20 protein-coding genes are annotated in these 23,641 nt (G+C 54.8%); 19 read left to right on the top strand and 1 reads right to left on the bottom strand.

Going from position 1 to position 23,641, the window contains the following annotated elements:
- Window positions 1-37 precede the first annotated feature (37 nt).
- The gene (locus tag VGM55_RS16195; protein WP_154187989.1) at window positions 38-1,621 is read right to left on the bottom strand and encodes a TerC family protein; all 1,584 of its coding nucleotides are present in this window, start codon (window positions 1,619-1,621) and stop codon (window positions 38-40) included.
- Between the two features lie 730 nt (window positions 1,622-2,351).
- Here VGM55_RS16195 and VGM55_RS16190 point away from each other — a divergent pair.
- The 19 genes from VGM55_RS16190 to wcaL all read left to right on the top strand — a co-directional run bounded on the left by VGM55_RS16190 (window position 2,352) and on the right by wcaL (window position 23,624).
- Window positions 2,352-3,491 (top strand): polysaccharide export protein, encoded by a 1,140-nt coding sequence (locus tag VGM55_RS16190; RefSeq protein WP_154187987.1) that lies wholly within the window; start codon window positions 2,352-2,354, stop codon window positions 3,489-3,491.
- Window positions 3,492-3,497: 6 nt separating this feature from the next.
- Window positions 3,498-3,941, top strand: a complete 444-nt coding sequence (gene wzb, locus VGM55_RS16185; protein WP_154187986.1) for a low molecular weight protein-tyrosine-phosphatase Wzb — start codon at window positions 3,498-3,500, stop codon at window positions 3,939-3,941.
- A 2-nt stretch (window positions 3,942-3,943) separates the two neighbouring features.
- Window positions 3,944-6,112, top strand: coding sequence for a tyrosine-protein kinase Wzc (gene wzc, locus VGM55_RS16180; RefSeq protein WP_331636023.1), 2,169 nt, complete (start codon window positions 3,944-3,946; stop codon window positions 6,110-6,112).
- Window positions 6,113-6,122: 10 nt separating this feature from the next.
- Window positions 6,123-6,971: a colanic acid biosynthesis glycosyltransferase WcaA gene (gene wcaA, locus VGM55_RS16175; protein WP_331636022.1), complete on the top strand. Its 849-nt coding sequence runs from the start codon at window positions 6,123-6,125 to the stop codon at window positions 6,969-6,971.
- Window positions 6,972-6,973: 2 nt separating this feature from the next.
- Window positions 6,974-7,459, top strand: a complete 486-nt coding sequence (wcaB, locus tag VGM55_RS16170; protein ID WP_331636021.1) for a colanic acid biosynthesis acetyltransferase WcaB — start codon at window positions 6,974-6,976, stop codon at window positions 7,457-7,459.
- Window positions 7,456-8,673: a glycosyltransferase gene (locus VGM55_RS16165; protein WP_331636020.1), complete on the top strand. Its 1,218-nt coding sequence runs from the start codon at window positions 7,456-7,458 to the stop codon at window positions 8,671-8,673. Before wcaB ends, VGM55_RS16165 begins: the two co-directional genes overlap by 4 nt.
- On the top strand, window positions 8,648-9,880 hold the full coding sequence (wcaD, locus tag VGM55_RS16160) for a colanic acid polymerase WcaD (RefSeq protein WP_154188136.1): 1,233 nt from the start codon (window positions 8,648-8,650) through the stop codon (window positions 9,878-9,880). Before VGM55_RS16165 ends, wcaD begins: the two co-directional genes overlap by 26 nt.
- Window positions 9,880-10,632, top strand: coding sequence for a colanic acid biosynthesis glycosyltransferase WcaE (gene wcaE / locus VGM55_RS16155; RefSeq protein ID WP_331636019.1), 753 nt, complete (start codon window positions 9,880-9,882; stop codon window positions 10,630-10,632). The genes wcaD and wcaE overlap by 1 nt, the downstream gene beginning before the upstream one ends.
- Before the next feature lie 17 nt (window positions 10,633-10,649).
- On the top strand, window positions 10,650-11,189 hold the full coding sequence (gene wcaF / locus VGM55_RS16150) for a colanic acid biosynthesis acetyltransferase WcaF (protein ID WP_331636018.1): 540 nt from the start codon (window positions 10,650-10,652) through the stop codon (window positions 11,187-11,189).
- 111 nt (window positions 11,190-11,300) lie between these two features.
- Entirely contained in the window at window positions 11,301-12,422 is a 1,122-nt protein-coding gene (gmd, locus tag VGM55_RS16145; RefSeq protein ID WP_038481254.1) for a GDP-mannose 4,6-dehydratase, read from the top strand.
- A gap of 2 nt (window positions 12,423-12,424) precedes the next feature.
- On the top strand, window positions 12,425-13,390 hold the full coding sequence (gene fcl / locus VGM55_RS16140; protein ID WP_154187978.1) for a GDP-L-fucose synthase: 966 nt from the start codon (window positions 12,425-12,427) through the stop codon (window positions 13,388-13,390).
- A 2-nt stretch (window positions 13,391-13,392) separates the two neighbouring features.
- On the top strand, window positions 13,393-13,872 hold the full coding sequence (locus VGM55_RS16135; protein ID WP_154187976.1) for a GDP-mannose mannosyl hydrolase: 480 nt from the start codon (window positions 13,393-13,395) through the stop codon (window positions 13,870-13,872).
- Entirely contained in the window at window positions 13,869-15,089 is a 1,221-nt protein-coding gene (gene wcaI, locus VGM55_RS16130) for a colanic acid biosynthesis fucosyltransferase WcaI (protein WP_331636017.1), read from the top strand. The genes VGM55_RS16135 and wcaI overlap by 4 nt, the downstream gene beginning before the upstream one ends.
- A 3-nt stretch (window positions 15,090-15,092) precedes the next feature.
- Window positions 15,093-16,535 carry a mannose-1-phosphate guanyltransferase gene (cpsB, locus tag VGM55_RS16125; protein ID WP_331636016.1) on the top strand — a complete coding sequence of 481 codons (1,443 nt, stop codon included), beginning with the start codon at window positions 15,093-15,095 and terminating at the stop codon, window positions 16,533-16,535.
- Window positions 16,536-16,608: 73 nt separating this feature from the next.
- Window positions 16,609-17,979 (top strand): phosphomannomutase CpsG, encoded by a 1,371-nt coding sequence (gene cpsG, locus VGM55_RS16120; protein WP_331636015.1) that lies wholly within the window; start codon window positions 16,609-16,611, stop codon window positions 17,977-17,979.
- A 201-nt stretch (window positions 17,980-18,180) separates the two neighbouring features.
- Window positions 18,181-19,575, top strand: a complete 1,395-nt coding sequence (wcaJ, locus tag VGM55_RS16115) for an undecaprenyl-phosphate glucose phosphotransferase (protein ID WP_154187971.1) — start codon at window positions 18,181-18,183, stop codon at window positions 19,573-19,575.
- A gap of 12 nt (window positions 19,576-19,587) precedes the next feature.
- A complete protein-coding gene (locus tag VGM55_RS16110) occupies window positions 19,588-21,066 on the top strand; it encodes an MOP flippase family protein (RefSeq protein ID WP_331636014.1) in 1,479 nt (492 codons plus the stop codon).
- Window positions 21,067-21,126: 60 nt separating this feature from the next.
- A complete protein-coding gene (wcaK, locus tag VGM55_RS16105; RefSeq protein WP_154187968.1) occupies window positions 21,127-22,407 on the top strand; it encodes a colanic acid biosynthesis pyruvyl transferase WcaK in 1,281 nt (426 codons plus the stop codon).
- Window positions 22,404-23,624: a colanic acid biosynthesis glycosyltransferase WcaL gene (wcaL, locus tag VGM55_RS16100; protein ID WP_154187967.1), complete on the top strand. Its 1,221-nt coding sequence runs from the start codon at window positions 22,404-22,406 to the stop codon at window positions 23,622-23,624. The genes wcaK and wcaL overlap by 4 nt, the downstream gene beginning before the upstream one ends.
- The last annotated feature ends 17 nt before the right edge of the window (window positions 23,625-23,641 follow it).

Raw genomic sequence — 23,641 nt, 5'->3', positions numbered from 1 at the left:
AAAAACCGGCATACGCCGGTTTTTTTACACCTCTTTTTTATACCTCGTAATCCAGCAGGCTCTCTTCCTGCAGACGCGGAACTATCTGTACTTTATTCACCCTGTGGTTTATCACCTCGAGCGTCTTTAGCAAATAATTCCCCACTTCAACGGTTTCGCCCTCGGCAGGAACGTGCTGTAAGTGCTCCATCAGCAGCCCGGCAATGGTGTGATATTCCCGCTTCTCATCAAGGGGCAGGGCGATGTACTGCACCAGATCGTCCAGCGGCATGTGGCCGTTCGCCGTCCAGCTACCGTCCGGGTTTTTCTGGATATCATGGCGGGCATCAATCTCTTCCACTTCGTTCGGAAGATTGCCGGCAATGGTTTCCATCACGTCGCTAAGCGTCACCACACCCTCAACCGAGCCAAATTCGTCCACCACAAAGGCAAAATGGGTGCGCGCATTGCGGAACTGTTCCAGCGCCTGCAGCAGCTGCAAGGCCTCGGGAAAGACCAGCGGCTGACGAATCAGCGGCGCAATGTCCAGGGCTTCACCGTGCAGCGACTGCTGCAGCAAATCGATAACGTGCACCACGCCGAGGATCTCTTCCCCGTCATCGGTCACCACGATGCGCGTGTGCTTGTTTTTATCCAGCAGCTCCCGGATCTGCTCTTCCGGCGCGGCGATGTTCAGGTGCTCCACATCGTGACGGGAAGTCATGATGCTGCTGACGCTGCGCTGGTTAAGGTGCAGCACGCGTTCGATCATTCGCGTTTCCTGCGGGTTGAAAATATCGCTGTCTAAGCCGCTGTCTGCAATCATCGACGCGGTTTGGGCGTCCAGCTCGGCGTCTTCTTTTTTACCGTTCAGCAGCCGCAGTACGGCTTCGGCAGTGCGCTCGCGCAGCGACTGATTGGCGGAAAGAAAGCGCCGGCGGTTAAAGATGGCCAGCTGATTCAGCGACTCGATCATGACTGAGAAACCGATGGCTGCGTAGAGGTAGCCTTTTGGTATTTGGTAGCCAAAGCCATCGGCCACCAGGCTAAAGCCAATCATCAGCAGGAAACTGAGGCACAAAATAACGATGGTCGGGTGGCTGTTCACAAACCGCGTCAACGCTTTGCTGGCCAGCACCATCAGCCCTATAGCAATAATGACCGCGGCCATCATCACCGCAAGATGATCGACCATGCCGACGGCGGTGACAACTGAATCCAGGGAAAACACGGCATCAAGGATGACGATTTGCGCCACCACAGGCCAGAATCTGGCGCCTCGTTTTTGCGTGCGGTGCTCGCTATCCTTGCCCTCCAGCCGCTCGTTAAGCTCCATGGTAGCTTTAAACAGCAAAAAAAGGCCGCCAAATAGCATAATCAAATCTCTGGCGCTAAAGCTGAGCGCATGAAAGCTAAAAAGCGGACGAGTCAGCGTGACCAGCCATGAAATGGATGCCAGCAGCAATAAACGCATGACCATGGCCAGCAGCAGGCCCGTGACGCGAGCGCGGTCGCGAAGTTTAGCGGGAAGCTTTTCGGCGAGGATGGCAATGAAGACAAGGTTATCAATGCCCAAAACCAGTTCGATAACGACCAGGGTAACTAACCCGGCCCAAATTGAGGGGTCGGCAATCCATTCCATACGCGGTTTACAGCCTTTTTACTTGCGGGCAAATGCCACAGTGAAATGATGGATAATTGCCTGACAAAAAGCAACGCCTGCCTGAGATTAATCCGTAATGGCTTATCGCGTTGACGCAATAAAATGAATATCCCGCAGGTAATTGAGGTTAATAATTAAAGAGGTATTTGGGCTATATATTTTATTCGTGAGCAAGCCGCTATGAGATATATCTGTATATTTTTATGGTGATTTTTTAATTATTTTTATTGTCAATATAAAGAAAATCCTAAAAGCTTATTATTGCGTGGTTCATATTATTCTTAAAAGTCTAATTGCTGCCTTTTGTCTCCTTGCCTGCTGGAGTTTAAGCTGCAACAATCTTTATCGATGATTAGCAATGAATGTGTTTTTTATACATTGGTTAATAGTTCGCCCCAGCATTTCCATAAAGTCTGATTCTCTGGCTTCAATATCTTCTATGGGTATTTGAATGTGCCGGTAAATTAAGATTGTTTACCATTTTCAGTAGGTTGGTGACTGTGAGCCAGGGGCGGTAGCGTGCCCGGATGCGGCCAGATAACAGCAGGTCATGGAGTCATCAGAGTGTCGGGAAATAAATTTATTTTAGGAATAATGCCAGTTATCTCACTCTCTGAATATGTTCAATTCTGTACATCATCCTCACGGCTAATTGCTTGCTTGTTTTATTCGCTCAGGATAATTACTCAGCCATAGTGATAAATACTCAATGATAAAATACAAACTTAAGTTGATGCCTTTATTGGTGTCAGTCACCCTGATGAGCGGCTGTACGGTATTTCCCGGCAGCAATATGTCCACATCGGGAAAAGACGTCATCAAACAACAGGATGCCGACTTCGACCTCGACCGGATGGTCAATGTTTATCCCTTAACCCCGCGACTGGTGGAGCAACTGAGGCCTCGCCCCGTGGTTGCTCAGCCTAATGCCGGGCTGGATAAAGACATTGCTAACTACCAGTATCGCGTCGGGCCTGGTGATGTCTTAAATGTCACGGTCTGGGACCACCCGGAATTAACCACGCCCGCGGGCCAGTACCGTAGCTCAAGTGATGCAGGTAACTGGGTGCAGTCTGATGGCACCATGTTTTATCCCTATGTGGGGAAAGTTAGCGTAACCGGCAAAACGCTGGCAGAAATTCGCAGCGATATTACCAGCCGCCTTGCGCAGTATATTGCCCAGCCGCAGGTGGACGTTAATATCGCTGCCTTCCGCTCACAAAAAGCCTACATATCCGGGCAGGTGAATAAATCCGGTCAGCAGCCTATTACTAACGTCCCGTTGACCATTCTCGATGCCATCAATGCGGCAGGGGGGCTGACCGATGCGGCAGACTGGCGCAACGTCGTCCTGACCCACAACGGGCAGGAAAAACGTATTTCGCTGCAGGCGCTGATGCAAAACGGCGACCTCAGCCAAAACCATCTCCTCTACCCCGGCGACATTCTGTTTGTGCCGCGTAATGACGATCTGAAAGTGTTCGTTATGGGTGAAGTGAAGAAGCAAACCACCCTCAAAATGGACTTCAGCGGCATGACGCTGACCGAAGCCCTTGGCCAGGCCGAAGGCATCGATCTCACCTCTTCGAACGCCAGCGGTATCTTTGTTATCCGTCCGCTCAAAGGCCAGACTCAGCAGAACGGCAAGATTGCCAATATTTACCAGCTCGATATGTCCGATGCGACTTCGCTGGTGATGGGCACCGAATTCCAGCTGCAGCCTTATGACGTGGTGTACGTCACGACTGCACCGGTTTCTCGCTGGAATCGCCTGATCAACCAGCTACTGCCAACCATCAGCGGCGTTCGCTATATGACGGATACCGCCAAAGATATTCACACCTGGTAACGCGCTATGTTCAACAAAATACTTGTGGTTTGCGTGGGGAACATTTGCCGTTCCCCCACGGCTGAACGCCTGCTTAAACGCTACCGGCCCGAGCTGAACGTCAGTTCAGCGGGGCTGGGGGCCTTAGTGGGCAAGAGTGCCGATGCCGGTGCCGTTGAAGTGGCTGGCCGTCATGATCTTTCGCTGGAAGGGCATTTGGCTCGTCAGGTTTCTGGCCGCCTGTGCCGGGAGTATGACCTGATTCTGGCGATGGAAAAACGCCATATCACCACGCTGTGTGAAATGGCGCCGGAGATGCGCGGCAAAGTGATGCTGTTTGGTCACTGGGATGCGGAGCGGGAAATCCCCGATCCTTACCGCAAAAGCCGCGATGCCTTTGAAGCGGTTTACAGCATGCTCGACCTTTCTGCCCAAAAGTGGGCTAACGCACTTAACGCTCATCAGGGTTAACAATGACAGAGAAAGTACGCCGTTCGAGCGCCCCGACCGAGGGCAATGACGAAATTGATATCGGCCGTTTGTTTGGCACCGTGCTGGAAGCTCGCTGGTGGGTTATCGGCATTACAGGGCTGTTTGCGGCGCTGGCCGTGGTGTATGCGCTGTTTGCGACGCCGGTGTATAAGGCCGACGCGCTGGTGCAAATCGAACAAAATGCCGGTAACACGCTGGTCAATGACATCAGCTCCGCGCTGAGCAATAAGCCCCCGGCTTCTGCCGCAGAAATTCAGCTCATTCAATCTCGCCTGGTGTTGGGTAAAACCGTTGACGATCTGAACCTGGATATTTCGGTTACCAAGAACACCTTTTGGCTGTTTGGCGCAGGCTGGGACCGGCTGCAGGGACACCAGAATGACACGGTGAATGTCACCACCTTTAACCTGCCGTCAGCAATGAACAAAGACACCTTCACCGTTGAAGCCCTGAACGACAAGCAGTATCAGCTGACCAGCGACAAAGGGTTTAGCGCTAAAGGTGAGGTGGGGAAGCCGCTGAGTAAAGGCGGGGTGACCATGCAGATTGACGGCATCCAGGCGCAGCCGGGTGACAATTTCACCGTGGTGAAGTACTCCACGCTGGGCATGATAAACCAGCTGTTGGGCAACCTGACGGTGACCGAGAACGGCAAAGATACCGGCGTGCTTAGCCTGTCTTATACCGGGGAAGATAAAGACCAGATTCGTGCAATCCTGGACAGCATCACCCGTAACTACCTTGCCCAAAACGTACAGCGTAAATCCGAGGAAGCGGCAAAAAGTCTGAAATTCCTGGCCGAGCAGCTGCCGGAAGTCCGCGGTAATCTGGATGCAGCGGAAAACAAACTTAATGCTTATCGCCAGCGCCAGGATTCAGTGGATCTTTCGCTGGAAGCTAAATCGCTGCTTGATTCCGTGGTGAACATTGATTCTCAGCTTAATGAGCTGACCTTCAAAGAGGCGGAAATCTCAAAGCTGTACACCAAAGTTCACCCGTCATACCGCACGCTGCTGGAACAGCGTAAAACGCTGGAAGACCAGAAAGCACGCCTGACAAATCGCATTGCCGCGATGCCGAAAACCCAGCAGGAAATTGTGCGCCTGACGCGCGATGTGGAGTCCGGCCAGCAGGTTTATATGCAACTGCTGAACAAACAGCAGGAGTTGAAAATCACCGAAGCCAGCACGGTGGGAGACGTACGTATTGTTGACCCGGCGATCGCGCAACCGGGAATGGTTAAACCGCAGCGCGCGCTGGTGGTGCTGGGCAGCATTATTCTGGGTCTTATCGTTTCCATTATTGGCGTGCTGCTGCGCTCGCTGTTTAACGGCGGCATCGAAAGTCCAACGGTGCTGGAAGAAGCGGGGCTTAGCGTCTACGCGAGCATTCCACTTTCCGAGTGGCAGAAAACCCGCGATCACGCCAGCCTGCGTAATGTGAAAGGCGCTAAACGTAATAAGCAAAGCCAGCTGCTGGCCGTCGGTAATCCAACCGACCTGGCGATTGAAGCCATCCGCAGCCTGCGAACCAGCCTGCACTTCGCCATGATGCAGGCACCCAACAATGTTCTGATGCTGACCGGCGTTAGCCCGTCCATCGGTAAGACCTTTGTTTGTGCCAACCTCGCGGCCGTGATTAGCCAGACGAATAAGCGCGTGTTGTTGATGGACTGCGATATGCGTAAAGGCTATACCCACGAACTGTTGGGAACGACCAACGTTAACGGGCTGTCCGACGTACTTTCAGGGCAGGGTGATATTACCCGTTGTGCGCAGAAAACCTCCGTGCCGAATTTTGACCTGATTCCTCGCGGGCAAGTGCCGGCTAATCCGTCAGAATTGCTGATGAACGAGCGCTTTGCCCAGTTGGTGAAATGGGCCAGCGAAAACTATGACCTCGTCCTGATCGATACTCCGCCAATCCTTGCCGTGACTGACGCGGCGATTGTAGGCCGCCACGCGGGGACCACGCTGATGGTTGCTCGCTACGCGGTGAACACGCTGAAAGAGGTGGAAACCAGTCTTAGCCGCTTCGAACAAAACGGTATTGCGGTGCGCGGCGTGATCCTTAACTCGATATTCCGCAGAGCCACCGGCTACCAGGATTACGGGTATTACGAATACGAATATAAGTCGGATGCTAAATAAGGTGATGGCCATGAACAGCAGCGCAACTCGCCCGCTTATCTCTATTTATATGCCTACGTGGAACCGCCAGCAGCTGGCCATTCGGGCCATAAATTCGGTGCTGCGTCAGGATTATGACCACTGGGAAATGATTATCGTCGATGACTGCTCGGCCAGCTTCCAGCAGCTGCAGCAGTTTGTGGCAGACCTCGGCGACCCCCGGGTGCGGTACATTCATAACGACGTTAACAGCGGCGCCTGCGCGGTACGCAATCAGGCGATTCAGCTGGCGCAGGGGCGGTTCATCACCGGCATTGATGATGACGATGAATGGACGCCTAACCGCCTGTCGGTGTTTCTGTCCCATCAGCATCAGCTGGTCACCCACGCGTTTTTATACGCTAACGACTATCTGTGCGAAGGGCAGGTTTACTCACAGCCGACCAGTCTGCCGCTGTACCCGAAGTCGCCGTATTCGCTGAAGTTGTTCTATAAGCGCAACATCATTGGCAACCAGGTGTTCACCTACGCCGAGCGTTTTAAGAGCAGCCTGTTTGATACCGAGCTGAAAGCGGCGCAGGACTACGACATCTTTCTGCGTATGGTGGTGGAGTACGGCCAGCCGTGGAAGGTGGAAGAGGCAACTCAAATTCTGCACGTGAATCACGGCGAAATGCAGATAACCAAATCGCCGAAGAAATTCGCCGGTTATTTCCACTTCTACCGCAAGCACAAAGATAAATTCGACCGCGGCAGCAAGAAATACCAGCTGTATACGCTCTACCAGATCCGCAACAAGCGTATGTCTTTGCGCACGCTGTTAGCCCTGCTGACGGTGCGCAACGGCAAGCGCCTCGCCGACAGCCTGCGGGGGAAATAAGCGTGCTGGAAGATATTCGAGCCAATAGCTGGAGCCTGCGTCCGTGCTGCATGGTGCTGGCCTACCGCGTTGCCCACTTCTGCTCGGTGTGGCGCAAGAAAAGCGTGATCAACAACCTCTGGGCGGCGCCGGTACTGCTGGCTTACCGCTTTATTACCGAATGCCTGTTTGGCTATGAAATTCAGGCGGCCGCCACCATTGGCCGCCGCTTCACTATCCACCATGGCTACGCGGTGGTTATCAATAAGTTCGTCGTCGCGGGGGATGATTTCACCATCCGCCACGGCGTCACCATCGGCAACCGCGGCAACAGCCTGTCCTGCCCGGTAATTGGTCACGGCGTTGAGCTGGGCGCCAACGTGATTATCGTGGGCGATATCACCATCGGCAATAACGTGGCGGTGGGCGCGGGCAGCGTGGTGCTGGACAGCGTGCCGGACAACGCGCTGGTGGTGGGTGAAAAAGCGCGGGTTAAGGTGATCAAATGAACATCATGCAGTTTAATGTGCGCCTTGCAGAAGGCGGCGCCGCGGGCGTAGCGCTGGATCTCCATCAACGTGCACGCCTTGCCGGGTTGTCATCACGTTTTATTTATGGCTATGGCAAAGGCGGCAAGAAAAGCGCCAGCCACGACCTGTACCAGGACGTTGAAAAGCTTACGCCGCGCATGGTCTCTGTTGCCAATATCGCGCTGTTCCGCTTCTTGAATCGCGATCCGTTTGGCAACCTGAACAAGCTTTACCGCCGCGTCACCCGCAGCCAGCAGCCCGTGGTGCTGCATTTTCACGTGGTGCATAGCTATTGGCTGAACCTGGAGGAAATGGTGTCGTTTTGCCAGCGGGTGAAGGCGCATAAACCGGACGTTACCTTTGTCTGGACGCTGCACGACCACTGGAGCATTACCGGACGCTGCGCTTTCCTCGACGGCTGCGAAGGCTGGAAAACGGGCTGCGTCAAATGCCCGACGCTGAACAACTATCCACCGGTGAAGGTCGATAAGGCCCATCAGCAAGTGGAGGGAAAACGCCAGCTGTTCCGTGAAATGCTGGCACTTGGCTGCAGGTTTATTTCTCCCAGCCAGCACGTGGCGGAAGCCTTTAACCAGCTCTATGGGGCAGGGCGCTGCAGCATCATCAATAACGGTATCGACGTTGCCACCGAGGCGATTCTGGCCGAGCTGCCTGAAAGCGGCGTGGCAACGGCAAAACCCCGCGTGGCGATTGTTGCCCACGACCTGCGCTATGACGGCAAAACCAACCAGAAGCTGGTGCGGGCGATGATGGCGCTGGGGAACAGCATTGAGCTGCATACCTTCGGCAAGTTCTCGCCGTTTGAAGGCGCTAACGTGGTGAACCACGGCTACATGACCGACAAACGCGCGCTGATGAGCGAGCTGAATACCATGGACAGCCTGGTGTTCAGTTCCCGGGTGGATAACTACCCGCTGATCCTTTGCGAAGCGCTTTCTATCGGCGTACCGGTGGTGGCGACGAGCAGCGAAGCGGCAGACGAAGTTCTGCGCAAGGTGGGCGGTAAGACTTTCACGCCTGAGCAGGTTCTGGCGCTGGTGCAGCTCAAAAAAGCCCAACTGGCGGAGCAGGTGTTCGCGACTGATTTAGCGACCTTCCGTGCAGCCAGCCGCCAGGCCTACAGCGGGAAACAGATGCTGGAGGAGTATGTCTCGTTCTATCAGGGTCTGTAGCTATCTGCTGCTGCCGTTCATCTATCTGGTGGTGAACGTTAAGCTTGCCTCCCTCGGGGAAAGTTTCCCGATAACCATCGTGACCTTCCTGCCGGCCATGCTGTTTTTGTATATCGAGCGCATCAACCTTAAAAAGCTGATGATTGCGCTGGGCGTGGGGGCGGGGCTGACGGCATTTAACTACATCTTCGGGCAGTCGCTGGATCCCGGAAAATACGTCACCTCAATGATGCTGTTTGTCTATATCGTCCTGATTCTCGGGTTGACCTGGAGCTGCCGCTTCAAGACTATTTCGCAGCGAAATCACCGTAAGATACTGCGTTTTTTCTACGGTGTTGTCGGCATTATCGTCGCGCTTGCCGCCGCGGAAATGGCCCAGATTATCCTGACCGGCGGCAGTAGTTTGATTGAGAAAATTTCGAAGTTTCTCATCTACAGCAACAGCTACGTGCTCAACTTTATTAGCTTCGGTGGGCGGCGTACCACCGCGCTCTATTTTGAGCCCGCTTTCTTCGCCCTGGCATTAATCTCAATTTGGCTCAGTATCAAACAGTTTGGTATCAAAACGCCGAAAACTGATGTTATGATTCTTTTAGGGATAATCCTTTCAGGATCCTTCTCCGGGGTGATGACGTTTATTTTGTTTTACCTGCTGGAGTGGGCATTCCAATACCTTAATAAAAGTGCCATTAAAAAGAAGTTGCCGTTAGCAATTATCTCTTTAGCCGTTTTTTTGATCGGTCTGGTGTTTGCATTTCCTTATATTGCAACACGTATTGGTGATTTAGGGACGGAAGGATCTTCATCGTATTACCGAATAATTGGTCCGTTAGCCATGGTGGGTTATTCTCTGGCAAATGTTGATGGGGTAGTTCGTTTTGGTTCACTCTATGAATATGTCGCATCATTCGGAATATTTAACGGTGCGGACGTAGGGAAAACCGTGGACAATGGACTGTATCTGCTGATTATTTATTTTTCATGGTTTGCACTGCTGATGACCGTTGGCTATATGTGGCGAGTCATGAAAATGATGCGCAATGCATTCGGCAATAATGAGAATTATCGTGTTCAGCTTTGGTTGTTTATGCCTGTATCCTTGTTTTTTACCGGTTCGATTTTTAGTCCGGAATACGCATTTTTAATTGTTTGCCCATTTATTTTGCGTAAAGCAATTAATCGTTCGCTGCCAGGAGGTGCGCAATAATGTTATTAAGTGTTATTACAGTCGCATGGCGTAATTATGACGGGGTAGTGAAAACCTGGCAATCACTGGCGCATCTGGCACAGGCCAAAAACATTGAGTTTGAATGGATCGTCGTTGACGGTGATTCCCCGGATGGCACGGCCGAGTTCCTTTCAGGTCTGCAGGGCCAGTACAACCTGCGCTTTGTCAGCGAGAAAGACAACGGCATTTACGACGCGATGAACAAAGGGATTGCTATGGCGCAGGGGCGCTACGCGCTCTTTCTGAACTCCGGCGATGCTTTCCACCCTGAGATTGCCGAGGTGATTTATCAGCTGGCAGCCGTAGGCGAGCGTGACGATGCGATGGTGATTGGCGACGCGCTGCTGGACTTTGGCGACGGCAATAAAATTCGCCGCAGCGCTAAGCGTGGCTGGTATATCTATCACAGCCTGCCGGCAAGCCATCAGGCGATCTTTTTCCCGTTATCCGGCCTGCGTAAATACCCTTACGATCTGCAATATAAAGTCTCATCCGATTATGCGCTGGCGGCAAAAATGTATAAAAGCGGCTATGCCTTCAAACGTATCAAAGGCCTGGTGTCTGAATTCTCAATGGGCGGCGTTTCTACCTCTAATAACGTTGAGCTGTGCCAGGATGCAAAAAACGTGCAGCGTAAAATTTTACGCGTGCCGGGATTCATTGCAGAACTCTCTTTTCAACTGCGGTTAAAAACAACCGGCAAAGCCAAAGCGCTTTATAACAAAACCTAAAGCACACGGGAAATATTATGCAGGATTTAAGCGGCTTCAGTGTACCGAGGGGGTTTCGCGGCGCGAGCGGCATTAAAGTGCAATTGTGGTGGGCGGTACAGGCCACGTTATTTGCCTGGTCTCCGCAGGTTTTATATCCGTGGCGTGCCTTTTTATTACGCATGTTTGGGGCGAAGGTAGGCAAAAAAGTTGTTATTCGCCCGTCGGTGAAAATTACCTATCCGTGGAAGTTAACGCTCGGAGATTATGCCTGGGTTGGCGACGACGCGGTGCTTTATACCCTCGGCGAAATTACCATCGGCGCAAATTCCGTGGTGTCACAAAAGTGTTATTTGTGCACCGGCAGTCACGATTATATGAGCCAGCATTTTGATATTACCCAGTCACCGATTGTTATCGGCGAAAAATGCTGGCTGGCAACGGATGTGTTTGTTTCCCCTGGCGTCACGATAGGTAATGGCTGCGTCGTGGGGGCACGGAGCAGCGTTTATAAATCATTACCGGCGAATGCCGTTTGCCGGGGTAACCCGGCAGTAAAAATACGCGAACGCGCGTAATTACTTTTACCCTCGCTCTACGCGTTAGCGGTTCTCGCCCTCTCTCCTTCGGGGAGAGGGATGGGGTGAGGGGTAAGGGCCAATAAAAATGTTCACAGAGGATAAAATATCATGACTAAAGTAGCTCTCATTACGGGTGTCACCGGACAAGACGGCTCTTACCTGGCGGAATTCCTGCTGGAAAAAGGCTATGAAGTTCACGGTATCAAGCGTCGCGCATCTTCTTTCAACACCGAGCGCGTTGACCATATTTATCAGGATCCACACGCGGGCAACCCGAAATTCCATCTGCACTACGGTGACCTGACCGACACCTCAAACCTGACCCGCATTCTGTCTGAAGTGAAGCCAGATGAAGTGTACAACCTCGGGGCGATGAGCCACGTAGCGGTTTCGTTTGAATCCCCTGAATACACCGCTGACGTGGATGCGATGGGTACGCTGCGCCTGCTGGAAGCCATTCGCTTCCTGGGACTGGAAAAGAAAACCCGCTTCTATCAGGCCTCCACCTCCGAGCTGTACGGTCTGGTGCAGGAAATTCCACAGAAAGAGACCACGCCTTTCTACCCGCGCTCTCCGTACGCGGTTGCCAAGCTTTACGCCTACTGGATCACCGTTAACTACCGTGAATCCTACGGCATGTATGCCTGTAACGGCATTCTGTTTAACCACGAATCTCCACGCCGCGGCGAGACGTTCGTGACGCGTAAAATTACCCGCGCCATCGCCAACATTGCTCAGGGCCTGGAGAAGTGCCTGTACCTCGGCAACATGGATTCCCTGCGCGACTGGGGCCATGCCAAAGACTACGTGAAAATGCAGTGGATGATGCTGCAGCAGGAAAAGCCGGAAGACTTCGTTATCGCCACCGGCGTGCAGTACTCCGTGCGTCAGTTTGTGGAAATGGCTGCCGCGCAGCTCGGCATCAAGCTGCGCTTTGAAGGCCAGGGCGTGGAAGAGAAGGGCATTGTGGTTTCCGTCACGGGCCACGACGCACCAGGCGTGAAACCGGGGGATGTGATCGTCTCCGTTGACCCGCGCTATTTCCGTCCTGCGGAAGTTGAAACCCTGCTGGGCGACCCTACTAAAGCGCACGAAACGCTGGGCTGGAAACCGGAAATTACCCTGCAGGAGATGGTCGGCGAGATGGTGGCCAAAGACCTGGAAGCGGCGAAGAAACACTCCCTGCTGAAGTCCCATGGTTACGAGGTCGCCATCGCGCTGGAGTCCTGAGTATGAATAAGAAACGTATCTTTGTTGCCGGCCACCGTGGCATGGTCGGCTCGGCCATCGTCCGCCAGCTCGGGCAGCGCGATGACGTTGAGCTGGTGCTGCGCGGGCGCGATGAGCTGAATCTGCTGGACACCGGTGAGGTGAATGCCTTTTTTGCCAGCGAGAAAATCGACCAGGTATACCTGGCGGCGGCAAAAGTGGGCGGCATCGTCGCCAACAACACTTACCCGGCGGAGTTCATCTACGAGAACATGATGATCGAAAGCAACATTATCCATGCCGCGCACACGCACGGCGTGAACAAACTGTTGTTCCTCGGTTCATCCTGTATTTACCCGAAGATGGCGAAGCAGCCGATGGCCGAAAGCGAATTGCTGCAGGGTACGCTTGAAGCCACGAACGAGCCGTATGCGATTGCCAAGATAGCCGGTATCAAGCTGTGCGAGTCCTACAATCGCCAGTACGGGCGGGATTACCGTTCGGTGATGCCGACCAACCTGTACGGGCCGAACGACAACTTCCACCCGAGCAACTCCCACGTCATTCCGGCGCTGCTGCGCCGCTTCCACGAAGCCACGCAGGAGAACGCACCTGACGTGGTGGTGTGGGGCAGCGGAACGCCGATGCGCGAGTTTTTGCACGTAGACGACATGGCCGCGGCCAGTATTCACGTGATGGAGCTGGATCAGGAAGTGTGGCAGGAAAACACCGAATCGATGCTGTCGCACATTAACGTCGGTACCGGCGTGGATTGCACCATCCGTGAGCTGGCGCAGACGCTGGCGAAAGTCACCGGCTACCGTGGTCGGGTGGTGTTTGACGCCAGCAAGCCGGACGGCACGCCTCGCAAGCTGCTGGACGTTTCCCGCCTGCATCGCCTCGGCTGGTATCACGAGATTTCCCTGGAGGCGGGCCTCGCCAGCACTTACCAGTGGTTCCTCGAAAACCAGCAGCGGTTCCGGGGGTAAGTATGTTCCTGAGCGCTGAAGATTTTGCCACCGTCGTGAGCGCGACTCCGCTGATCTCCATCGATCTTATCGTCGAAAACCAGGCGGGTGAGTTCCTGCTTGGCCTGCGCACCAATCGCCCTGCAAAGGGCTTTTGGTTTGTGCCGGGCGGGCGCGTGCAGAAGGATGAAACCCTGGCTAACGCGTTTATGCGCCTGACGGAGGCGGAGCTGGGAACATCCTTCACCCTGGCGAACGGAGAGTTTTACGGCATCTGGCAGCACTTTTACGGCGATAACTTCTCCGGAAAAGATTTCTCGACGCATTACGTGGTGCTCGGCTTCCGCCTGCGGGTGGACGACAAGCAGCTGAATCTGCCGTCCGAGCAGCATACAGCATACTGCTGGCTGACGCCGGAAGCGCTGCTTAAGCGTGAAGACGTGCACGACAACAGCCGCGCTTACTTCATTAAGCAGGGCAAAGGGAAGGTACCGGGCTTATGAAAATACTGGTCTACGGCATTAACTATTCACCGGAGCTGACCGGCATCGGCAAGTACACCGGTGAAATGGTGGAGTGGATGACCAGCCGGGGCCATGAGGTGCGGGTGATCACCGCGCCTCCTTACTATCCGGTGTGGAAAGTTCACCCGGACTACTCGGCATGGAAATACAAAAAAGAGCAGGGTAAAGCGACCGTCTGGCGCTGCCCGCTGTATGTGCCAAAGCAACCTTCTACGCTCAAGCGCCTGCTGCATTTAGGTAGCTTCGCGCTGAGTTCATTTTTCCCGCTTCTCGCCCAGCGAGGCTGGAAGCCAGATCGCGTAATTGGCGTGGTGCCGACGCTGTTTTGCGTCCCGGGTATGCGCCTGCTGGCAAAACTCAGCGGCGCACGCACGCTGCTGCATATCCAGGATTATGAAGTGGACGCGATGCTTGGCCTGGGTATGGCAGGTAAGACGCCGGGCAAAATTGCTCGTCTTGCCCAGCGCTTTGAAAAGAGCGGCCTGCACAACGTCGATAACGTCTCCACAATTTCTCGCTCGATGATGAATAAAGCCACCGAGAAAGGCGTGGATCCGCAGCGGGTGATTTTCTTCCCTAACTGGTCGGAAGTGGCGCGTTTTCGCGATGTTGCTCCCGAGCAAATAGAAGCCGTCCGCCGGGCGCTCAATCTGCCGGAAGATAAAAAAATCGTGCTGTACTCCGGCAACATTGGCGAAAAGCAAGGGCTGGAAACGCTTATTGAAGTGGCGGGCCGGTTCGCCGAGAGCCCGTACTTATTCGTGATTGTTGGCCAGGGGGGCGGCAAAGAACGTCTCGAAAAACTGGTGCATGTCCACGGGCTAAACAATGTGGTTTTCCACCCGCTTCAGTCTTACGAAGCGCTCCCGGCGCTGCTTTGCCTGGCCGACTGTCATCTGGTCATTCAGCGTCGTGGGGCGGCGGATGCCGTACTGCCTTCAAAACTGACCAATATCCTGGCGGCAGGCGGGAATGCGGTAATTACCGCCGAGCCGGAAACCGAGCTGGGCCAGCTTTGCGACGCTTATCCTGGCATTGCGGTTTGCGTGATGCCTGAGTCCGCCGATGCGCTGGCGGCGGGTATAGAAAAGTGCCTGCAGCGCCCTAAAAACAACACGGTGGCACGTGAATATGCCGAACGCACGCTCGAAAAAGAGAACGTGTTAAGCCAATTTATTGCTGACATTCGGGGATAAATTATGAGTCAGTCACAACTCTATCCGGTGATCATGGCGGGCGGAAACGGCAGTCGCCTCTGGCCGCTGTCTCGCGTGCTGTACCCCAAGCAGTTCCTCTGCCTGAAAGGGGAGCTGACCATGCTGCAAACCACCATCAATCGCCTTAATGGAGTGGAGTGCGAAAGCCCGGTAGTCATTTGCAACGAGCAGCACCGCTTTATCGTTGCCGAGCAGCTGCGCCAGCTGAATAAACTGACCGAAAATATCGTGCTGGAGCCCGCCGGACGCAATACGGCACCCGCTATTGCACTGGCGGCACTGGCCGCACTGCGTAATCAGCCTCAGCAGGATCCGCTGATGCTGATCCTGGCCGCCGATCACGTTATCCAGAATGAAGAGGTTTTCCGCACGGCGGTGCGTAGCGCGATGCCGTATGCCGAAGCCGGCAAGCTGGTGACCTTTGGTATTGTCCCGGACCTGCCGGAAACGGGCTATGGCTATATTCGCCGCGGCGGCGTTATCAGCCCGGAGAACGGCGTTGATGCACTGGCTTTCAATGTGGCTCAGTTTGTAGAAAAACCCGATCTCTCTACCGCTCAGGCCTATGTTGCCAGCGGTGAGTATTACTGGAACAGCGGTATGTTCCTGTTCCGCGCAGGCCGTTATCTGGAAGAACTGGCTAAATTTCGCCCGGATATTCTGGCCGCCTGTGAAAAAGCGATGGCGGGCGTTGACCCGGACCTCGACTTTGTGCGCGTGGACGAGCAGGCATTCCTGGACTGCCCGGATGAGTCTATCGACTACGCGGTTATGGAAAAAACCGCTGATGCGGTCGTGGTGCCAATGGACGCGGGCTGGAGCGATGTCGGCTCCTGGTCATCGCTGTGGGAAATTAGCGCCAAAAACCCGGACGGCAACGTACATCATGGCGACGTCATCAGCCACGAAACCGAAAACAGCTACATCTATGCCGAGTCCGGCCTGGTCACCACCGTTGGCGTGAAAGATCTCGTGGTGGTGCAAACCAAGGATGCCGTGCTGATTGCCGACCGCGATCACGTCCAGAGCGTGAAAAAAGTAGTGGAGCGCATTAAAGGCGACGGTCGCCACGAGCACCATAACCACCGTGAAGTTTACCGCCCGTGGGGAAAATATGACTCCATCGACGCCGGTGAGCGTTACCAGGTGAAGCGCATCACCGTCAAGCCGGGCGAGGGGCTTTCCCTGCAAATGCACCATCACCGCGCCGAGCACTGGATTGTGGTGGCGGGGACCGCGAAAGTCACGCTGGGTGATGAGGTGAAGCTGCTGGGTGAAAACGAGTCTATCTACATTCCGCTCGGCATGACTCACTGCCTGGAAAACCCTGGAAAAATCCCTCTCGACCTGATCGAGGTTCGCTCCGGTACTTACCTGGAAGAAGACGATATCGTCCGTTTCCAGGATCGCTACGGGCGCATTTAATCCCTGATTGTAAACATTCTCCACGGGCCACGAACCCGTGGGTTGGGTAACTGTTGCCCGAAGGAGCGAAATCATGCAGCAACTGACCTGTTTTAAAGCCTACGACATCCGCGGCCGCCTGGGCGACGAGCTGAACGAAGACATCGCCTGGCGCATCGGCCGCGCCTACGGCGAGTACCTGAAGCCGAAAACTATCGTGCTGGGCGGCGACGTTCGCCTGACCAGCGAATCGCTGAAACAGGCGCTGGCGCGTGGCCTGCAGGACGCGGGCGTGGACGTGCTCGATATCGGCCTGTCCGGCACCGAAGAAATCTATTTTGCGACCTGGCATCTGAACGTGGACGGCGGTATCGAAGTGACCGCCAGCCACAACCCGATGGACTACAACGGCATGAAGCTGGTGCGCCAGGGCGCCCGCCCGATCAGCGGCGACACCGGCCTGCGCGATGTGCAGCGCCTGGCGGAAGCCAACGACTTCCCGCCGGTAAATGAGGCGGCGCGCGGCAGCTACCAGAAAGTGTCGGTGGTGGAAGCCTACCTTGACCATCTGTTCTCCTACATCAACGTCAGCAACATCAAACCGCTAAAGCTGGTGGTCAACTCCGGTAACGGCGCGGCAGGCCCGATTGTGGACGCTATCGAAGCCCGCTTAAAGGCACTGAACGTGCCGCTGACCTTCGTGAAGGTGCACAACACGCCGGACGGTAATTTCCCGAACGGTATTCCTAACCCGCTGCTGCCCGAGTGCCGCGCCGATACCCGCGACGCGGTGATTGAGCACGGAGCCGATATGGGCATCGCCTTTGACGGGGATTTTGACCGCTGCTTCCTGTTCGACGAGAAAGGGCAGTTTATTGAGGGTTACTACATCGTGGGCCTGCTGGCGGCGGCGTTCCTCGAAAAACAGCCCGGCGCGAAAATCATTCACGACCCGCGCCTGTCCTGGAACACGGTGGACATCGTCGAGCGCGCGGGTGGCAAACCGGTGATGTCGAAGACCGGGCACGCGTTTATCAAAGAGCGCATGCGTGAAGAAGATGCGATTTACGGCGGCGAAATGAGCGCCCATCACTACTTCCGCGACTTTGCCTACTGCGACAGCGGAATGATCCCGTGGCTGCTGGTGACTGAGCTGCTGTGCCTGAAAGGGAAAACGCTGGGTGAGCTGGTACGTGACCGTATGGCGGCATGGCCGGCAAGTGGGGAAATAAACAGCAAGCTGGAAGCCCCTGCCGCGGCGATTGAGCGCGTGCGCGCGCATTTTGGCCCGCACGCGGAAGAGATCGACCACACGGACGGGATCAGCATGGCGTTTGGTGACTGGCGCTTCAACCTGCGCAGCTCTAACACCGAGCCGGTGGTGCGCCTGAACGTGGAGTCTCGCGGCGACGAGACGCTGATGCAGGTGCGAACGCAGGAAATTATGGCTTTGCTGAACCAGTAATCTGCCGCATCTGTGTGTTTTAACCCTCACCCTGGCCCTCTCCCTGGAAGGGAGAGGGGAAAGTCAGGAGCCAGAACTTCCGGCCCTCTCCTGGCGGGAGAGGGAATGCTCCTGGTTCCAGTTATTACCCCCTCTCCCCCTTGGGGAGAGGGTTGGGTTGAGGGGGAAAACACCGATGCGACTTCTTTCAAAGGTAAAACGATGACAAATCTAAAAAAGCGCGAGCTGCCAAAAACCAACGCATCGTTGATCTCTATGGTGCAACGTTTTTCCGACATCAGCATCATGTTTGCCGGGCTGTGGATGGTCTGCAAGGCTAACGCGTTGCCGTTTCTCTATATGCATCTGCTGATGGCTTTATTGACCCTCGTTGTGTTTCAGATGATCGGTGGGATGACGGATTTTTACCGTTCCTGGCGTGGGGTGAAAATCTCCAGCGAGCTCTTCCTGCTGCTGCAGAACTGGACGCTGAGCGTCATTTTTAGCGCCGGGGTGCTTGCCTTCAATAGCGATTTTGACGGCTCGTTTGGGGTTTATCTGGCCTGGTATGTTCTGACCGGTGTCGGGCTGGTTATTTGCCGCTCGTGGATTCGGTTTGCCGCAGGCTGGCTGCGTAATAAAGGTTTTAATACGCGTCGTGTCGCCATAGCGGGCTCTCTGCCGGTCGGGCAGGTACTGGCGCAAAGCTTTAAAAATGAGCCGTGGCTGGGCTTTAACGTGCTGGGCGTGTACGACGATGAACCACCGGCAGGCGCGCTGATCAACTATATGGGCAACTTCAATACGCTCGTGGCCGACGCTCGCAACGGCGAGATTGATAAAATCTACATTGCGATGGCGATGAGTCATGAGTCCCGTATTAAACAGCTGGTGAGCGAACTGGCGGATACCACCTGTTCCGTGCTGCTGATCCCCGATGTTTTTACCTTCAATATTCTTAATGCCCGTACCGAAGAGGTGAACGGCGTGCCCGTCGTGCCGCTGTTTGAAACCCCGTTGAGCGGCTTCAATAGCGTGCTTAAGCGGCTGGAAGATATCGTGCTGTCCTCTTTTATTCTGCTGCTGATTTCCCCGGTTCTACTGTGCATCAGCCTGGCGGTGAAGCTGACTTCGCCGGGGCCGGTTATTTTCCGCCAGACCCGCTATGGGATGGACGGTAAGCCTATCAAGGTCTGGAAATTCCGCTCGATGAAAGTGATGGAGAACGACGCGGTGGTGGTGCAGGCGACCAAAGGCGACAAGCGTATTACGCCCATCGGGAGCTTTCTGCGCCGCACTTCGCTGGACGAGCTGCCGCAGTTTATCAACGTCCTGCTTGGCGGAATGTCAATTGTCGGCCCTCGCCCCCATGCCGTTGCCCACAACGAGGAATACCGCGCGTTAATCGAAGGCTACATGCTGCGCCATAAGGTCAAACCCGGTATTACCGGCTGGGCGCAAATTAACGGCTGGCGCGGGGAAACCGACACGCTCGACAAGATGGAAAAGCGCGTGGAATTTGACCTGGAATACATTCGCGAATGGAGCCTGTGGTTCGACATCAAGATTGTTTTCCTGACCGTTTTCAAAGGCTTTGTTAACAAAGCGGCCTACTGACCGGAACCCGAAATGAGCCTGAGAGAAAAAACCATCAGCGGCGCAAAATGGTCCGCGATTGCCACGGTCATTATTATTGGCCTGGGGCTGGCGCAGATGACTATTCTGGCCAGAACCATTGATAACCACCAGTTTGGCCTGCTTACCGTGTCGCTGGTGATTATCGCCCTGGCCGATACGCTGTCTGATTTTGGTATTGCCAACTCCATTATCCAGCGCAAAGAGATAAGCCAGCTGGAGCTAACCACGCTGTACTGGTTAAACGTCAGCCTGGGCGTTGTGGTATGTGTCGCGATCTTTTTATTGAGCGATGTGATTGCCGGCGTGCTGCATAACCCGGATTTGTCGCCGCTGATCAAAACGCTCTCCTTTGCTTTTATCGTCATCCCACACGGGCAGCAGTTTCGTGCTCTGATGCAAAAGGAGCTCGAGTTCTCAAAAATCGGTTCGATTGAGACGGTGTCCGTGCTGGTGGGCTTTAGCGTGACCGTTACGGCGGCGATGTACTACCCGTTCGCCATCACGGCAATCATCGGTTACCTGGTGAACACCGCGGTACGCACCTCGCTGTTTGGCTTCTTTGGACGAAAGATTTACCGTCCGGGATTCCACTTCTCCCTGAAGTCGGTCAATTCCAACCTGAAGTTTGGCGCATGGCTGACCGCCGATAGCGTGATCAACTACGTCAATACCAACCTTTCCACGCTGGTGCTGGCGCGTATTCTCGGCGCCAGCGTCGCCGGTGGTTATAACCTGGCTTATAACGTCGCCGTTGTCCCGCCGATGAAGCTCAACCCGATCATTACCCGCGTGCTGTTCCCGGCGTTTGCCAAGATTCAGGATGACACCGCGAAGCTGCGGGTGAACTTCTACAAGCTGCTGTCGATTGTCGGCATCATCAACTTCCCGGCGCTGCTGGGGTTGATGGTGGTATCAAATAACTTCGTTCCGCTGGTGTTCGGGGAAAAATGGCAGTTCATTACGCCCATCCTTCAGCTGCTGTGCGTCGTCGGCCTGCTGCGCTCCATCGGTAACCCGATAGGGTCGCTGCTGATGGCGAAGGCCCGCGTGGACATCAGCTTTAAGTTCAACGTATTTAAAACCTTCCTGTTTATCCCGGCCATTATTATCGGCGGCCAGCTGGGCGGCGCGCTCGGCGTCACGCTCGGTTTTCTGCTTGTTCAGGTGGTTAACACCGTCCTCAGCTATTTCATCATGATCAAGCCGGTGCTGGGCTCCAGCTACCGGGAATACATCCTCAGCATCTGGCTGCCTTTTTATCTGTCGCTTCCGACGCTGATTGTCAGCGCCGGGCTTGGCGTGGCGCTTAACGGGCATCTGCCTCTGGCGGCATTGCTCTGCATACAGGTCGCGGCGGGTGCTGCCGCTTTTATGGTGATGATTATTTTGTCCCGCAATGCGCTGATCGTCGAAATGAAGCGACAGTTTTGCCGAAGCGAACGTCTGAAAGCTCTGCTCCGCGCTGGCTAATAACAACGAAGCGGGAAAAAACACGCTTTTTCCCGCTTCGTCATAAATATAGAGGTCGATATGAAATTACTTATTCTTGGCAACCATACTTGCGGCAACCGCGGTGATAGCGCCATTTTGCGCGGGTTGATCGATGCCATTACCACGCTTGATGACGGCATACATGTGGATGTCATGAGTCGCTATCCGGTGAGTTCAGCCTGGCTGCTGGGGCGCCCGGTGCTGGGCGACGGGCTGTATAAGCAAATGAAGCAGTACAACAATGCCGCCGGGATTGTGGGCCGGGTGAAAAAAGTGCTGCGCCGCAAATATCAGCACCAGGTGCTGCTGGCGAAGGCGACTAATTCCGGGCGTCTGCGCAATATCGCTATTCCGCAGGGCTTTATCGACTTTGTTAAGTCGCTGCATCAATACGACGCGATTATTCAGGTTGGCGGCTCGTTTTTTGTCGATCTGTACGGTGTGAGCCAATTCGAGCATGCGCTGTGTAGCTTTATGGCCCGCAAGCCCGTGTACATGATTGGCCACAGCGTCGGTCCGTTCCAGGAGCCGCAGTTTAACCAACTGGCTAACTACGTTTTCGGCCACGCGAAGTCGCTTATCCTGCGTGAAACCGTGAGCCTGGATCTGATGAAACAGAGCCAGATAGATACCAGCAAGGTCGAGCAAGGGGTCGATACGGCATGGCTGGTGGCGCAGCATGAAGAGGACTTTGTGCCGAGCTATGCGGTTAAGCACTGGCTTGGCGTAATTGAAGGTAAGAAAACCGTGGCGATTACGCTGCGCGAACTTGCGCCGTTCGATAAGCGGCTGGGCACCACCCAGGAAGCCTATGAGCGGGCCTTTGCCGAAGTGGTGAACCGCACCATTGAGCAGGGCTACCAGGTTCTGGCGCTCTCCACCTGCACCGGCATCGACAGCTATAACAAAGATGACCGCATGGTGGCGCTCAACATTCGCCAGTACATCCGGCAGCCCGATGACTATCACGTGGTGATGGACGAACTCAACGATCTTGAGATGGGCAAAATCTTCGCCGCCTGCGAGCTGACGGTGGGGACTCGCCTGCACTCGGCAATTATCTCGATGAACTTCGGCACGCCGGCCATTGCCATCAACTACGAACACAAATCCGCAGGCATTATGCAGCAGCTCGGCATGCCTGAAATGGCCATCGATATTCGCCAGTTGCTGGACGGTTCTTTACAGGGCGTAGTTGCTGACGTGCTGGGGCAATTGCCGCCGATTAACCAGCGGCTTGCGGCGGCGGTGAGCGCCGAGCGTGCAAACGGCATGAAAATGGTGGAATCGGTGCTTGAGCGAGTCAAGGAGGGGAAATGAAGGTTGGTTTCTTCCTGCTGAAGTTTCCGCTGGCTTCGGAAACCTTTGTGCTGAATCAGATCACCGCTTTTATCGACATGGGCTACGAGGTTGAGATTGTTGCCCTGCAAAAAGGCGACCTGACCAATACCCACGCGACGTTTAAAAGCTATGGGCTTTCGGAAAAAACCGTCTGGTTGCTTGATGAGCCAGAGGGTAAAGTCGCCAAGCTGCAAAGCCGCGCGTTGAATACGCTACGCGGAGGCCTGCGAGGCAGAACCTGGCGAGCCTTAAGTCGTGCGCGCTATGGCGATGAAGCCCGTAACCTTATCCTTTCATCTATCTGCGGGCGGCAGAAACAGCCGCTGGAGGCCGATGTGTTTATCGCGCATTTTGGCCCGGCGGGCGTCACGGCAGCCAAGCTCAAGGAGCTTGGATTGCTAAAGGGCAAAATTGCCACCGTATTCCACGGCATAGATATCTCGCACCGTGACGCGCTGGCTCACTACACGCCTGAATATCGGCAGCTGTTCGAGCGCGGAGATCTGATGTTGCCGATAAGCAATCTCTGGGCGAGCCGCCTGAAGCAGATGGGCTGCCCGGAGAGCAAAATTGCGGTATCCCGGATGGGCGTGGATATGGACAAATTTTCTTTGAGGCCCATGAAAACGCCGGGCACGCCGCTGGAGATTGTCTCGGTGGCGCGCCTGACGGAAAAAAAAGGGCTGCATATTGCCATTGAAGCCTGCCGCCTGCTGAAGGCGCGCGGCGTGGCATTTCGCTACAACATACTTGGCATTGGCCCCTGGGAGCGCCGTCTGAAGACGCTGATTGAGCAACTGCAGCTGGAGGACGTGGTCTTTATGCCCGGCTTCAAGCCGAGTCATGAGGTGAAAGCGATGCTCGATAGCGCCGACCTCTTCTTGCTGCCTTCTGTCACCGGTGAGGACGGTGATATGGAAGGTATTCCCGTTGCGCTGATGGAGGCGATGGCCGTCGGGATCCCCGTTGTATCAACCGTTCATAGCGGAATCCCCGAGCTTATCGACGCCGATGAGTCGGGTTGGCTGGTGCCGGAAAAGGACGCTTTTGCGCTCGCCGACAAATTGCAGGCCTCTGCTTCCGTGTCGGAAAGCGACCTGCAGTTGATGCTGTCGCGCGCCAGAGAGAAAGTCGCCAGCCAGTTCAATCAGCAGGTTATCTACCAGCAGCTTGCCCGTCAGCTTCAGACGCTGTAAATCACCGAATCCTATGA

The sequence above is a fragment of the Cedecea sp. genome (assembly GCF_036500665.1).
Lineage (GTDB): Bacteria > Pseudomonadota > Gammaproteobacteria > Enterobacterales > Enterobacteriaceae > Cedecea.
Note: the sequence above shows the minus strand (reverse complement) of the source record. Positions and strands in the feature narration are given on the sequence as shown.